The sequence below is a fragment of the Candidatus Zixiibacteriota bacterium genome (assembly GCA_035574315.1).
Lineage (GTDB): Bacteria > Desulfobacterota > Binatia > UBA9968 > UBA9968 > DATLYW01.
Genome location: DATLYW010000031.1, coordinates 15,733 through 29,798, shown reverse-complemented (window position 1 = coordinate 29,798; position 14,066 = coordinate 15,733). Strand labels below are relative to the sequence as shown.

Annotated in this window: 16 protein-coding genes; 14 read left to right on the top strand and 2 right to left on the bottom strand. The window is 65.4% G+C overall.

The genetic code is table 11. The annotated features are described in order from the left end of the window. The first annotated feature begins 5 nt into the window (after window positions 1-5). The 10 genes from VNN77_10360 to VNN77_10315 all read left to right on the top strand — a co-directional run bounded on the left by VNN77_10360 (window position 6) and on the right by VNN77_10315 (window position 9,338). Window positions 6-1,232, top strand: coding sequence for a hypothetical protein (locus tag VNN77_10360; GenBank protein ID HXG51795.1), 1,227 nt, complete (start codon window positions 6-8; stop codon window positions 1,230-1,232). Next, a complete protein-coding gene (locus tag VNN77_10355; protein HXG51794.1) occupies window positions 1,222-3,282 on the top strand; it encodes a UDP-N-acetylglucosamine 2-epimerase in 2,061 nt (686 codons plus the stop codon). The genes VNN77_10360 and VNN77_10355 overlap by 11 nt, the downstream gene beginning before the upstream one ends. Window positions 3,283-3,479: 197 nt before the next feature. Then, complete coding sequence (locus VNN77_10350; protein HXG51793.1) at window positions 3,480-4,334, top strand: flagellin; 855 nt, start codon at window positions 3,480-3,482, stop codon at window positions 4,332-4,334. A gap of 75 nt (window positions 4,335-4,409) precedes the next feature. Beyond that, window positions 4,410-4,757, top strand: a complete 348-nt coding sequence (locus tag VNN77_10345; protein ID HXG51792.1) for a flagellar protein FlaG — start codon at window positions 4,410-4,412, stop codon at window positions 4,755-4,757. Window positions 4,758-4,761: 4 nt separating this feature from the next. Beyond that, entirely contained in the window at window positions 4,762-6,123 is a 1,362-nt protein-coding gene (gene fliD / locus VNN77_10340; GenBank protein ID HXG51791.1) for a flagellar filament capping protein FliD, read from the top strand. Window positions 6,124-6,127: 4 nt separating this feature from the next. Continuing rightward, window positions 6,128-6,544, top strand: coding sequence for a flagellar export chaperone FliS (gene fliS / locus VNN77_10335; protein ID HXG51790.1), 417 nt, complete (start codon window positions 6,128-6,130; stop codon window positions 6,542-6,544). After that, window positions 6,537-6,869, top strand: coding sequence for a hypothetical protein (locus VNN77_10330; GenBank protein HXG51789.1), 333 nt, complete (start codon window positions 6,537-6,539; stop codon window positions 6,867-6,869). The genes fliS and VNN77_10330 overlap by 8 nt, the downstream gene beginning before the upstream one ends. Window positions 6,870-7,107: 238 nt before the next feature. Then, entirely contained in the window at window positions 7,108-7,896 is a 789-nt protein-coding gene (locus VNN77_10325; protein HXG51788.1) for a MotA/TolQ/ExbB proton channel family protein, read from the top strand. A gap of 107 nt (window positions 7,897-8,003) precedes the next feature. Then, window positions 8,004-8,606 carry an OmpA family protein gene (locus tag VNN77_10320; GenBank protein ID HXG51787.1) on the top strand — a complete coding sequence of 201 codons (603 nt, stop codon included), beginning with the start codon at window positions 8,004-8,006 and terminating at the stop codon, window positions 8,604-8,606. A gap of 198 nt (window positions 8,607-8,804) precedes the next feature. After that, complete coding sequence (locus VNN77_10315) at window positions 8,805-9,338, top strand: hypothetical protein (protein HXG51786.1); 534 nt, start codon at window positions 8,805-8,807, stop codon at window positions 9,336-9,338. A 24-nt stretch (window positions 9,339-9,362) separates the two neighbouring features. Here the strand turns inward: VNN77_10315 and VNN77_10310 are convergent, their stop codons facing one another. Further along, complete coding sequence (locus VNN77_10310; protein HXG51785.1) at window positions 9,363-10,067, bottom strand: methyltransferase domain-containing protein; 705 nt, start codon at window positions 10,065-10,067, stop codon at window positions 9,363-9,365. Window positions 10,068-10,100: 33 nt separating this feature from the next. Continuing rightward, the gene (locus tag VNN77_10305; GenBank protein ID HXG51784.1) at window positions 10,101-10,346 is read right to left on the bottom strand and encodes a hypothetical protein; all 246 of its coding nucleotides are present in this window, start codon (window positions 10,344-10,346) and stop codon (window positions 10,101-10,103) included. 322 nt (window positions 10,347-10,668) lie between these two features. Between VNN77_10305 and VNN77_10300 the strand changes: the two genes are divergently transcribed. From VNN77_10300 to VNN77_10285, 4 genes are all read left to right on the top strand, one after another. After that, window positions 10,669-10,875 (top strand): helix-turn-helix domain-containing protein, encoded by a 207-nt coding sequence (locus VNN77_10300; GenBank protein ID HXG51783.1) that lies wholly within the window; start codon window positions 10,669-10,671, stop codon window positions 10,873-10,875. A 184-nt stretch (window positions 10,876-11,059) separates the two neighbouring features. Next, a complete protein-coding gene (locus VNN77_10295; protein ID HXG51782.1) occupies window positions 11,060-11,392 on the top strand; it encodes a DUF3870 domain-containing protein in 333 nt (110 codons plus the stop codon). A 36-nt stretch (window positions 11,393-11,428) separates the two neighbouring features. Beyond that, complete coding sequence (locus VNN77_10290) at window positions 11,429-11,809, top strand: response regulator (GenBank protein HXG51781.1); 381 nt, start codon at window positions 11,429-11,431, stop codon at window positions 11,807-11,809. Window positions 11,810-11,935: 126 nt separating this feature from the next. Then, complete coding sequence (locus VNN77_10285) at window positions 11,936-14,065, top strand: GAF domain-containing protein (protein ID HXG51780.1); 2,130 nt, start codon at window positions 11,936-11,938, stop codon at window positions 14,063-14,065. Window position 14,066 lies beyond the last annotated feature (1 nt).

Genomic DNA, 14,066 nt, shown 5'->3' with positions numbered 1-14,066 from the left:
GAGCGATGAAAGAGGATGCCCGCCCCAAGGTGCTGTTCGCGATCGGCGACGCGGATTGGAAGTACACGCGGGGCAAGTTCCACCGGGTGGTCCGGCGGGTCGCAGCCGGCGGACGGTTCGCGGTCGGCGTGATCAGCCATGACCCGGAAATCTGCGGCGCATTCGCCGCCGACGGGATCGAGTCTCACTGCCTGCCGGGAGAGCCGCTGCCGCTCATCCCCGAGCACTCGCTGGCGATGACCGACCTGATGATCAGGCTCACGCGCGACGTGGTCTTCCCGGAAAGCAACCTGCCCGTCTGGAAGGTGATGGCCATGGACGATTACCTCGGCTGTCTGGAGGTGGTGAGCCACCCGGCGCCGCCCGAGCGGGCCGACCTTCTGGTCTGCCCGCTCATGGGCGTCGACAACAACTCGATGCGCGCATCCCGGCTCTACAGCGCGCTGCTGTTGCAGGCCCGCAGGAAGCGCTGGCCGGTCGTCGGCCTCGAGGTCTCTCTGCTCGGAAACAAGCAGACGCTCGCTGCCTCGCTCGCCGACAGCTACGCGCTCAAGAGCGATTTCGCGAAGAGTTTCGTCCTGCGGGAAGAGCTGGCGCCTCCGGAGCGCACATTCGTGCTGCCGCCGGAAGAAAGCTATCTGCTGACCTGCCGCGCCGATCCCTACTGGGACGACTTTTTCGGCCAGGAAGAGGCGATCCGCCGCAAGTTTGACGCGCCGCGCGGCAACGTGGTGATTCTGATTCCCCATCACGTGGCATTCGTCCACGAGATCCGGCGCCTGCTGGCGGCGCTCAGGTCTCTGCCGTTCCCCTTCACGGTGATCCTGCGCGCCGACCCCAACATCGCGCGGCAGGGGCTCAGAGAAAGAGAAATCGCGTCCCGGGTGTACCGGGACGAGGTCGGATCGTTGCCGCGCGTGATCGTCGACGATCAGGGCGGATGGCTCTGGCCGCTTTTGCTCTCCGACGTCGTCCTGGCACCGGCCCACTCGGTCTTCACGGAGCTGGCGGCGAGCTACGGCAAGTTCACGGCGGTCTGCCAGGGATGGGGCGAGCGCGTCTGGGTCAACGACCATCTGCTGGTCGAGCCGATTCCGTCCCTGGCGATGCGCGCGGTGCGGTCGTGGGTGGAAAAGAAAGTTCTGACGCGCCGGAGCCTGGGCGAGGTTTTGACCGAGACCCTCGGCGCCGGCGCGGCGTCGCGGGAAAACGGGGTGAGCCATGGAGCTTAGCGGCAAAAAGGCCTTTTGCTTTCTCGCGCTCAAGCACCACAGCCGCTTTCTCCTGCCCGTCACGCGCGAGCTGGAGCGGCAGGGGATGGAGGTGAAATATCTCACCGCGCCGGCCGAGATGCCCTTCGAGCTGACGCTCCAAGAAGAGGGTCTTCCCTACGTTCACACGCAGGCCTATCTCGATCCGGCGGTCGCCGCCGTCATCGACGAGGCTTACCGACGGGTGCGCGCTGCCTGGAGAGAGAAGTTCCTCGCGGCCGAGGTGCTGCATCACTTCACGCTGCCGGTTCAGGACAAAACGCTCAGAGCGCACACCGAGAACTTCTACCTGTTCCGGAGGATGTTCGAGGCGGAAAAGCCGGATCTTGTGCTCGCGCTGCACGAGCTCAACAGCTGGGGAAAGATGCTCGGTTATCTTTCGCACGAGTTCGGCGTCCCATTCGTGACCATGCAGGAAGGGCTCTACTACGCGCCGGCGGCGGTCTACCGGTTCCACACCGAATACAGCAGCGCTTGCCTGGTTTGGGGCGAGGCCACGCGCGAGGTTCTGGTCCGCTCGGGAGGGAGCGCGGAAAAGATCTTCGTCGTCGGCAACACGCATCTGCACGCCGTCCTCGAGCGCGAGCGCAGCCGCGAGGCGATCGAGAGAACCCGGCACGAGCTTCGGATCCGCCGCGAGGACAAGATCGTAACGTTGCTGATGGCGGGCCTGGGCTACGACAAAGGCTTCATCTTTCCGCAGACTCTGCTCGATTGGGCGCGCGCACACCCCGACTGGGCCCTCCTCTTCAAATGGCACCCGGTGACCAACAAGCTCACCGTCGAGCAGGTCTCGCGCGCTCTGGCGTCGCTCGACAATGTTCGCGTGCTCCAGGACTTCGACACCTACCGGCTTCTGGCGGCGAGCGACCTCTGTGTGGTTTTCGGCAACTCCACGAGCGGTCTGGAGGCGCTCGCGTTCGGCAAGCCGCTGATCGAGGTCGAGCTGCCCGGACTGGACTACTCCTTCGCCCGCGAAGGCGTCGCGGACCCGGTTTCAAGCCTCGCCGAGCTGCCCGTGGCGCTCGAGCGGGCCGTCGCAAGCGGCGTCCCGGACGACCGGAGGCGGAAAGTCGATGACTACCTCCGGCGCAACCTCGATCGCCTGGACGGCAAGAGCGTGGAGCGCTGCGTGGCGGCCGTGAAAATCATCCTCGCGGCGCGCGAGTCGCCCCGGCGCGCCGCAGCCGTGACCAGGAACGCGGCCGACTTCCAGTGCTCGGTCATCGTGCCGCTCTCGGGCGCCTCGGGGGGGTTGGAGACGCTGCTCGGCGTGGCCGAGCATACCGGACCGTCTTATGAGTGTATGATCGCGGCGCCTGCGGGCTCGGAGCGGCAGCCCGAATGGCTGGACTCCGTGGGCGGCGACGTTTCGGTCGTCCGCTCGGAGCAGGACACACCGGGCGCCCTTTGCAACCGCGCGGCCGAAAAAGCGCGCGGCCGGTATTTGTGCTTCTTGCGTCCCGGCTGGGTGCCGCAGAAAGGCTGGCTGGAGGGCCTGCTTCAGGAGCTGGAGCGTGACCCGAATACCGGCATCGCCGGCGGTCTGGCTCTTTTCGCCGACAGCCTTCTCGCGCACGCGGGAATCGCGCTCGACGCCAACCTGACCCCCGTTCATCTCTACCAGTATCTGCCCGCGAACTTCACGGGCGCGCACCGCAGGCGCCGGATGCGGGCGGTGGCGGGCTGCCTGCTGGTGCGCCGCGAAGCGTTCGAGGCCGCCGGAGGATTCGACGAGCGCTACCGGACGTTCTGGTCCGAGCTGGATTTCTGCTTTCGGGCGGGCGGTAAAGGGTGGACGGTCGCTTACACTCCCCAGAGTCTTTTCGTTTGCCTCGGCCGCTCGCACGACGACGACCCTGACGACCGGCTGCTTTTCTTCGGCCGGTGGACAGGTCATCTGTGGCCCGACCAGGAATCGTACTGGGCCGAGGAGGGGCTGGATCCGGAAGGGCTCTCCTCGCTCTATCGGGAGGTCGCGCGCGGCGAAGAACGGTCTTGCCGGGGTTGACGGCCGTCGCGGGCTTTCCCCACTTCCCCTGGCGGTCCTGTCCGGGCCCCCGGTGCTAAAGTTTGCCCGCCCGGCGTCGATGGAATAGTACGAGGCGGCGAGTCGTACGGAAAGGGGGGAAGCAGCGCCGAGTTACGCGGATCCGTCTCCCTTGGGGCAGGGAAGCCCCAAAACAAAATCATGGAGGAAGAAGATTCATGGCTATTGTCATCAACACGAACGTCGCGTCCTTGAACGCGCAGAGGCACCTGAGCAACACCCAGTTCGGCCTCGCCAAATCGCTCGAGCGGCTGTCCTCCGGGTTTCGCATCAATCGCGCGGGAGACGACGCCGCCGGGCTGGCCATTTCGGAGCGCCTGAAAGCGCAGATCCGCTCGACCAACCAAGCTTCGCGCAACACCCTGGACGGCGTGAGTCTGGTGCAGGTCGCGGAAGGCGGCTACGACGAGGTGAGCAACATCCTGATCCGCTTGCGCGAGCTCGCGGTGCAGTCCGCCAACGGCACGATCTCGGCGAACGACCGCGGCGCCATCGACACCGAATACGACCAGCTGACCGCGGAAATCACCCGAATCGCCGCCGTCGTGAAATTCAACGGCGTGCAGGTGCTCAACGGCGACAGCTCGGGAGCGGCGCTCTCCTTCTCTCTGCAGGTTGGCATCGGCACCACGAGCAACGACACGATCTCGATCAGCATCAACCCGCTCAAGGCAAGTGCGTTGGGCAGCAGCAGCCTGGACCTCACCGCTCTCTCGCTGACCACGGCTTCGGGTGCCACCGACGCGATCACGACGCTGGACAGCGCGATCGACGCGGTGAACAGCAGCCGGGCGGCTCTCGGCGCGGTGCAGAACCGGCTGGAAGCGACCTCGCGAAGCCTGGCGATCTCGGTGGAGAACCTCTCGGCGGCCAACTCCCGCATCCGCGACGTCGACGTCGCCGCGGAGACGGCGGAGCTCGCCCGGTATCAGATCCTGGCGCAAGCCGGCGCGGCGATCGCGGCGCAGGCGAACCAGGTTCCGTCGCTGGCGCTCTCCTTGCTGGGGAGCTAGCTCCACGAGGCCACCCTGGGGTGAGGAGGGACGCCTAGCGGTCTCTCCTCGCCCTTTCGTGGCGCCGGTTGCGTGATGAAAGTCGACCCCGCCCACCTCGTCGCCCGGGCCGCCGGGCAAAGGCGCGAAGGACTTGGAGCGCGCGCGGGATCTCCGCCAGTTGCGGATGCCACGGACCCGCCGGCCGAAGCGGAGCGAGAACGCTGGTCGCATCCGCCGGAGCCGACCTCCCTCAACGTCCTCGTCGATTCGCACCGGGTCCGGCTCAAATTCGCGCAGGACGAGGAGACGGGGATCCGGGTGGTTCAGGTGATCGACGCCGAATCCGGAGAGCTGATCCGGCAGGTTCCGCCGGAGGAGCTGATCGAGATCACCGAGATGCTCAGGGAATTCAGGGGCCTTTTCATTTCGAGGGAATCGTAGGGAGATGGCAACGATCAACTTCACCGGCCTCGCCACCGGTCTCGACGTCAACGGCATCATCGACGCGCTGGTCGCGGTGGAACGCCGCTCGATCACGCTGCTCGAGCGACAGAAAAGCTCGATCCAGACGAAGGTCGATCTGTATCAGCAGCTGAGCGGCAAATTCGCCGCCCTCGAAACCGCCACGACCAGGCTTTCGACCGAGGCGGATTTCTACGTCAAGCAAGCGGCGAGCTCGAACGAGACGATCCTCGTCGCGACCGCGGGCTCCAACGCCGAGGCGGCCAACCACACGGTGACCGTGGACACGCTCGCACGCGCGACCACGCTGGCCTCCGCACCCTTCGACGACACCGATACGACGACCGTCGGGACCGGCACGCTGAGGATCACCGTGGGAACGACCGTCACCGACATCCCGATCGATTCGAATAACAACACGCTCGCCGGGCTGCGCGACGCGATCAACGGCTCCGGCGCCGACGTGACCGCCTCGATCGTGACCGTCGACGCCGATGCCACGCCGTCTTATCGACTGGTCGTCAGCGGCAAGTCGACCGGGCTCGCCAATGCGGTCACGATAGATGCCAGCGGCTTGAGCGGCGGCACGCCGCTGGGCTTCACGGTCACGCAGCCGGCGCAGGACGCGACGCTGACCGTCGACGGCATCAGCGTGACGCGAGCGGCCAACGTGGTGTCCGACGTGATCCCCGGGGTGACCCTGGATCTGAAAAGCGCGGCACCCGGGACCGAGGTGCAGGTCACGGTGAGCTACGACATCGAGGCGATCGAGCAGCAGGTGAACGATTTCATCGCCGCGTACAACGACATCATGACCTTCGTTCACGAGCAGACGAAGTTCGACAGCGTCACCAGGCAGGGCGGCCCGCTCATCGGGGACTCCACGCTTCGCACCCTGCGGCGAAACCTCCAGTCGATGATCACCACGCCGGTTGCCGGAACGCCCTCGATCCTCGCGGATATCGGCGTCGCCACGGAGAAGGACGGCACGCTCTCGGTGGACGCCTCGAAGCTCGAGAACGCTCTGAAAACCGACTTGAGCGGCGTGGCGAACATCTTCCTCGACCCGTCCGACGGCCTGGCGCAGTCCGTCCTCGACTTCGCGGAGCTCGCCACGCGGCTCGGCGACGGCATTCTCACCGCGCGCATCGACGGGGCCGGCGAGGCGATCGCGCAAATCGACGATCGCATCGCTGAAAAGAAAGACGAGCTGGAGCGGTTCGAGCAGGACCTGATCCGCAAGTTCACCGTGCTGGAGACGCTGGTGAGCCAGATCAACGCTCAGGGAAACTATCTCGTGCAACAGCTCGCCAGCCTAGGCGCGCAGCTCGGCACCTCGGAATAGCCCGATGCGGATTGGTCACGCACAGATCGACGTCTACAGGCAGAACAAGTTCTATACCGCGGACAAGGCCACGCTCCTGCTGATGTTCTACCAGGGAGCGATCGATTGGCTGAAGCGCGCGCGGGAGCACATGGAGAACCGCCGCATCGCCGAGAAGGGCGCAGCGATCTCGAAGGCCCACGCCATCATCTCCGAGCTGCTGGGCAGTCTCGACTTCGAGGCGGGCGGGGATCTGGCGCGCTCGCTCGAGGCGCTCTACCGGTTCATGCTCGAGCAGCTCATGCGCGCGCACGTGAGCAACCAGATCAAGCCGATCGAGGACGTTCTCTCCCTGCTGGCGACGCTGAAGGAAGGCTGGGAGGGAGCCGTGGCCCAGCTCCGCAGAGAGGCGCAGTCGTCCCGTGCGGCAGGCGGTGGTTGAGGTCGTCGGGGCCGCGCTGGCGCACGCGCGCGCTCTGCTCGCGTCGCCCGGGCCCTCCGCGTCGGACTGGGAAGAGTACCGCTCGCGCCGCGACGAGATGTTTCGCGCGCTCGAGGAAGCGCTTCCCGCCGCGGCGAAAGACCCCGCCGTAGCGCGCCTGTGCGCGGAGGTCCTTGAGACCGACCGCCAGGTGGCGGCGAAAATCGAGCGGGAGCTCGCAAACGTCCGGAGGGATCTCGCAGCGGCCGCCGATCGCCGGCGCATTTTCAACGCCTACGTCGCGGGCCGCACACCGCGTCGCACCTTCGATCGAAGGACCGCCTAGCGGCAACGACGGCCCTGCGCCCGACCACACCCGGAACAATTTTCTTCCGGAGCCATGGCTTTGCCGGGGCGGGAAAAATTTTCCGTCCCGCCGCAGGCTCGCCGGAGAAAAAAATCTCTCGAGAGCCATCCGTCCGAATGGTTTTCCTGTCGGATCCTGGCATGCTTCCTGCGAAGCCGGCCTTCGACTGCTTGCGCCTGTCCGGCTCGACCGGGGCGCGATCCGAAGGAGGCTTTCCGTGTTGCGGGCCATTATCGTCGGCATAGCGGTTTCGGGCGCAATCGCCATGGTGGCGGCTGCGTGGCCCGAGCTGATCGATTTTCCGTCTCTGGCGATCACGTTGGGCGGCGCGGCCGGTGTTACCTTTCTCTCCTATTCGCGGCGGCAGCTTGGCGATCTCGCATGGGCCGCTGCCTCGCTGCTGGACAAGGGACAGCCGAGCGTTTACGAGCACGCGCGCGAGCTCGCCCGGCTGACCCACCTCTATCGGCTGGAGGGGCTCAGGGGCCTGGAAAACCAGGAGCGCTATCTGGCCGACGCGTTCCTGCGAAAGACCGTGGGAATGCTCGTCGACCTCCATCGCGAGGAACAGATTCGATCGAACCTCCAGCAGGCGCTCGCGGAAGCGGTCCGGCGGTACGAAAGCGCGCGACAGGTCCTGATGACGCTCGGCAGGCTGCTTCCTTCCTTCGGCCTGATCGGAACGCTGGCGGGCATGGTCTCGCTGCTGAAAAACCTCACCGGGCCCGACCCCGATTCCTTGCCGCCGGCGCTCGGGCTTGCGGTTCTCACTACGTTTTACGGGGCGGTGCTGGCGAACGTCCTTGTCGCTCCGCTGGCGGCGCGGCTCCATCATGTGGCGGTCGAGACGGAAGGGAGAATGCGCCTGACACTGGATTGGGCGACCGGGATTCTGCGGGGCGAAGGAGGGCTACCATCTACGGGCAAGGCGGTGTGGGCAGTGTCGGGCCTCGGCAGCGGACCGCAGCGAGCCTGGCTGCCCATCGCTCTCCCGGCACGACGCTGAGCGTTATGCAGCTTTATGTTTCTCAAAGCCAGCTTGCCGGTCGAGAAAGCACGTCCGGTCGCGGCCTGCCGGGCCTGTTTTCGTCTGACGACGAGTCGAACTGGTGGATGATCACGCTCAGCGACCTGACGCTGCTGCTTCTCGGATTTTGCGTGCTCTGGTACGTGGCGGGTGCAAGACAGGCGCGCACACCCGACCCGGCGACCGTCAGCGCGGAAAAGCCGCCGGTCGCGGCTTCGGCCGATCCGGCGGGTTGGGAAGAAGTTCGCGCCGAGCTGAGCGGCCTCTTTACGGAGGCGGGCGTGGCGGCCGATGTCACGATCGAGTCGGACGCCGCGGAGATCGTGCTTACTTTGAAAGATTCCGTGCCGTTCAAGTCCGGCAGCGCAGGCCTGGAGCCGCCGACGGAGGCGATCATTGCCAGGATCGCTGCGGTCGTCCTGAGCCGGTCGGACCTCTCGGTCGAGGTCAGCGGCCACACCGACGATGTCCCCATCGCCACGCCCAACTTTCCCTCGAACTGGGAGCTTTCGGCGGCGCGGGCGGCCCGCGTGGCGCGCCACCTGATCGAAAACGGGGTCGATCCCTCCCGGATCCGCGTGCTGGGCTACGCCGACCAGAGGCCCCGCGCCGCATCGAGGAGGGAAAACCGGCGCGTCGAGATCAGGCTGTACCGCGACGGCGCCGGCCGGGGCGCGGCCGCCGGGTAACCGGAGCGGGACAATCGCGTGATGCTCGCTGCCGCATATCCGCCCGCTGCGAGGAGCTCCGCGAGCCGCGCGTTCGGTGGAATCGGAGCGCCGCGGGGTCGAACTCGAGCGGACACGGGAGGGGTCGAGCCTGCTCTGTCCTTCTCGCGGGTCGCGGCTGAGGTGGAGGCGGAAAGAACTGCTCGGGGCGCTGCGCCTTTGGCCGGCGCAGCGGTCGATTCGAAGAGCGCATTCAAGCTCTGGGAAGGGGCGGAGCCGGGCTTCGGCGACTTTCTCGACGTCCTCAACCCGCTGCACCACATCCCCGTCGTCGCCACGATCTACCGCAAGATGACGGGCGATCGGATCGCGCCGGCGGCCCGGGTAGTCGGCGGCGCGCTGTGGGGCCGTATCGGCGGTTTCGTCATGGGGATCGTCAACTCGATCGTCGAGTGGTTTACGGGAAAAGACGTCGGCGATCACCTCCTCAGCTGGTTCACGGGCCTTTCTTCCGGCCCCGTTTACGCCGGGGCAGGCCACGCAGCCGCGCCGGAGCCCGGATCTTCGGCGGGACCCGCGCTTGCGGCCGTTCCTTTGCCCGCACGCGCCCGCCAAGACGGCTTCGGCGAGCAGGAGGGCTCCGTCGATTGCGTCGAGGCTTTCCGGGCGCTTCGGAGCTACCGGCGCGCGGCGACCCAGGAAATGCTCATTCGCGCAAACGAGTGTCGCGACAAAAACTCGAAGCCCCGGTAGTGAGCGGGAGCCGCCTCGGGCGGTTCACCTCGCGGCATCGAGAGGAAGAAGCGCGGCAATGCGAAACGGGAACAGCGAAAAGATCTCGATCTCCTTAAAGCCGCTGCGGATAAAGAGATTGCGCCATTCGGCTCTCGTAAACGCCCGCCGGACCGAGAGCGGCGCGTCGTTGAGCGTCATCGGGTTTCGCGTAAAGCAGCGCGTGAGGCAGAGGATCGCGCAGTAAGCCAGGGGGTGGCGGACGAGATCGCTCACGATGATCGCCCGGCACGCCAGCCTGCTCCAGCCCGAAAGAAGAGCGGCTATGCTTTCCTCGGAGAAATGGTGCAGGAGCTGCGAGACGAGGACGAAATCCACCGACCGTTCGCCGATCGGGGGAGCAAACCCGTCGCCCCTGACGACGGAGATCTCCGGAAAACCCCGGGTCTCGGTCGCCGCGACAGCGGCTGTAACCGCAGCGGGCTCGAGGGCGAGAATCGTGGCCCGGATGCCTCTTTGCCGTGCCCACCGGGTGATCGCGACGGGGATATCTCCGCTTCCGGTGCCGACGTCGAGAAGCGTGAAGCGCCGGCTCCCGCTCTTCGCCAATAGCCGCTTCAGCACGAACAGCACGCTTCGGCGCCCGCCGAGATAGCGATTGATCGCGCGCAGGTTGCGCAGGTCCGCCTCCAGCACGTCCCTCGGATTTCCCGGGAGGTCCATTTTTTCCTGTTCGAGGCTTCGCTTCACCGCAGCTTCGGGAGGCCCTGGCCGGCCGCAGCGCTACGTCCGCTTCTTCTTGCCCCAGCCGATCGTGGAGAGGTCGAACAGGTTACCGTCGGGGTCCTTACCGCTCATATCGGCGTGTATCGACCCGTTCCCGGTCCGGGACGTCTCCTCCATGTCGGAGACCCGCTTGGAGAAGTCCGTGAGCGGCTCAGGCTGATGTGTCAGAAGGGCGAGATGATGGAGCTTGGCCGCGGGATGATCTCTCCTCCGATATCCGTTCAAACAGTTCAAGCCGTTCAAACCGTGCCGCTTCTAGGAAAGAGCCGTTCTTCGCAGGCTATCTGACGGCCAAATCTCCTGTCAACCTCGGCGTGGCCGGGAGACAAATTTGTTCTGAGCTCAGGGGGCGCCGGTTCAATAATGGACCGGATCGTTAGTCTGTCGCACCCCGGAAAACGCCGCGGCGATTCAACAGAATGAGAAACGGTGCGAATAAAGCACTCGATCCGGCGCAAAAAAGAGCAGAACGGAACCGTCCCCCGCAGATGGCCCCTGGATTGCTCTTCGGTGCGGCCGGCGCACATGAGACCACAGCTTAGAGCCATCGCTCCGGATTTTGGCCATGGCCTCTAGAAAGGGCTCGCTCATGGCAAGAGAACGGCTGCAGCTTCTCACGGCCGAGGAAGCCGCGAAATACCTGCGGCTCCATGTGAAAAGCGTCTATCGCTTGGCGAAGCAAGGGAAAATCCCGTCGCGCAAGGTCGGCGGGACCTGGCGTTTTCACCGCCACGCCATCGAGACGTGGCTGACAAAGGGACGAGGGGCCTAGCTGGCTCCGCTTCTCCCTGCGTTCGCCGTCATCAAGCTTCCCCTTCTCAGTGCCGGAAGGGGAACCTCGTCGCTGCTTTATTCACCCACGCGGCGCTCGGCCGCGCCCAGTGAATAAATCCCAGTGCGGTTTACAGTGGGGCTGTCGCTGTTCGTCCGAATCTTTATGTTTCGGAGGCTGGCAAATGGCTAAGAGAAGCAACGGAGACGTCCTCTACGTCGTGGGATACGGACGGCTTCCCGAGGGGACCACGGCGAAGCACGTCTACAACGTCCTCGGTCTCGGGCTGGAGCTCGACCGGGAGAGCGGGACGATTCTCGAGGTTTCTTGTACCACCGTTCCTCCGCACGGCAACGAGGTCCTGAGAAAGATCATCGTCGGAAAGAAGCTGGAAAAAGATTACGGGGCCATCACGAGGCAGATCCGCCGCCATTACATCGACCGCACGCGGGGGGCCCTGCTGGCCGCGCTCGAGGACGTGTTGACCCGACTCAAGGAGGCCAAGAGCGACCCGTGAGGGGCCCAGGGGAATTCTTTACTCCAAGGAGGTCTGATGCCGTACAGAATCCTTGTGGTCGAGGACAATCCCGATTGCCGGGAGATGATCGCGCTCCACCTCAAGTGGCTGGGCTATGAGCCGCTCGAGGCGGAAACCGGGGAAGCGGCGATCGGCATGGCTCTGGCGGAGCGGCCCGACCTCATCATCCTGGATCTCGCGCTTCCCGGGATGAGCGGGTTTCAGACCGCGAGCCGGCTCAAGAACGATCCGCAAACGCGCGATATACCCATCGTCGCCCATACGGCGTTTCCGGAAGACGAGTACAGGAGCCGGGTCGCCGAGGCCGGCATGCTGGCGCTCGTGCCCAAGCCCGTCTCTCCCAGGGTTCTCCAGGCGACGATCGAACGATGCTTTCGATCCGTGAAGGCTGACTGAGGCGCGGGCCGCGCTCGCGCGATGCGGCAAGCAAGCCCGATGGCAAGGCGCTCGAAGAAGACCCCCCGGCCCCGCTGCCTTGTCCCACGCGGGGCGACGCCGGAATCCCGGCTTCGCAGCAAGCGGGTGCTAAGCGCCGAGGGCTCCATCCAACGGCTGATCGACAACGTCCCGGCCGCGATCTTCATCTTTCAGCGTGACAAGAACCGTCTGGTCAATCCGGCCGCCGAGGCGGTGACCGGCTACACGCGCAGAGAGCTGCTCGGGATGGACTTCTGGCACATCCTCCATCCCGATTTCCGCGAGCTCGTGCGGGAACGAGGGCTGGCGCGCCAGAAGGGTTCGAGCGTACCGCCGCGCTATGAGGTGAAGATCGTCCGCAAGGACGGCGAGGAGCGATGGCTGGATTACAGCGGGGGCCTGATTCGGTTCCGCGGTAAGCCGGCAGTGATCGGAGCCGCGATCGACATCACCGAGAAAAAGCGAGCCGAGCTGAAGGCGGAGCAGCATCTCAAGCGCCTCACGGCAATCAACGTCCTCACGACGGCGACGACGCAATCGCTCGATCTGGCGGCGACGCTCGAGGAGGCCGCTCGGTCGATCCTCGAACTGTTTCGCTTCGACGGCACCCGGATCTATCTTTTCGACGATGCCATGGAGTCGCTCCATCTCAGGGCCGCTTTCGACACCTTTCCGGGCCTGCTGCCAGCGGCAAAGGCGATCCGCAGCGGGGCGGGCTGCATCGGGAAAGCAGCGAAGACGGGCGATCCACTGGTTTTCGAGGATCTCCAGATCGATCCGCGCTACGACCGGTTGAGCCGGAGCGGGCGGGCGAGAAAGGAAGGCGTCAGGTTTTTCGCGGCGATCCCGATCCGAAGCAAGTTGAGAGCATGGGGGGCCCTGGTTTGCGTCGGAAAGGAAAGCAGGCGCCTCGGCATCGAGGATATCGACCTGCTGATCACGCTGTGCAACGGGGTGGCGATCGCCGTCGAGAATGCGACCCTTTACCAGCAGACCGCCGAGAAGGCCAAGGAACTCTCCGCCCTCTATTCCGTCGCGGCGATCGCCGCGGGAGTTCTCGACGTCCACGCGCTGCTGCACCAGAGTATGCGCAAGGTCCTGGAGATCTTCGGCTTTACCGCGGCGCGCATCTACATCGTCGACGACGAAACCCGCGAGATCCGGCTTGCGGCGCAGGAAGGCTTTCCCCCGGACTTCGTCGCCCCGGCCAGCTACCGGCCGGGGGAGGGGCTGGTGGGCGAGGTGATCGAAAGCGGCCGGACGCTGACGTTCGAAGACATGCGCAACGATCCCGCGTACCAGCGCATGGCGAAGGCGAGGCTCATGCTCCAGGCGGGCTTCAGGGCGTCGTTTTTCATCCCGCTGCGCGTCAGGGGAGAAACCCTCGGCGTCATGAATCTCGTCAAGAGCGAGCCTCACGCGTTCTCGCCGAACGAGCTGCAGTTGATCAACGCCATCGCCTATCACCTCGGGATCGCGGTGGAGAACGCGAGCATCTTTGCGCGACTGAGGCGCAAGACCGCCGATCTGGAAAAGGCCAACCGGACCAAGGACGAGTTCCTGAGCGTGATGTCGCACGAGCTGCGGACGCCGTTGAACGTGGTCATGGGCTACACCGAGCTCATCCGCAAGGGCATGTTCGGGCAGGTGAACACCGAGATGGAGAACGCGATCCTGAAGATCGTCAAGCAGACGCACAAGCTGCTGTCGATGATCGACAGCATCCTGCTCGCCACCAAGATCGAGGCCGGTGCCGTCGCGGCGGAGCGGCGCGAAGTGGACGTCCTCGATCTGATGAACGACCTGAAATCGTCCTACGACCTGCTGCCGCGTCCCGGCGTCCGCCTCGAATGGAAGGTCCAGGCCGGCATGCCGCCTCTCCGCGCCGACGGCGATAAGCTGCGCTCGATTCTGCAGAACCTGATCGACAACGCGATCAAGTTCACCGAGCGCGGATGCGTGACGGTCTCCGCCGCCCATTTTCCTGAAGCCGACCGCACGGAATTCTCGGTCGCGGACACGGGTATCGGCATCGATCCGGCCAAGGCGGAGGCGATCTTCGAGAAGTTCTACCAGGTGGACAGCTCGGAAACGAGAACCTACGGGGGAATGGGCCTGGGGCTTTACATCGTCAAGCGGCTAGCCGAGCTGCTCGGCGGCAGGGTCGCGGTTCGAAGCGAGCTCGGCAAGGGCGCAACCTTTACCGTAGCGATTCCGTCGAGCCCAGGCGGGTAGG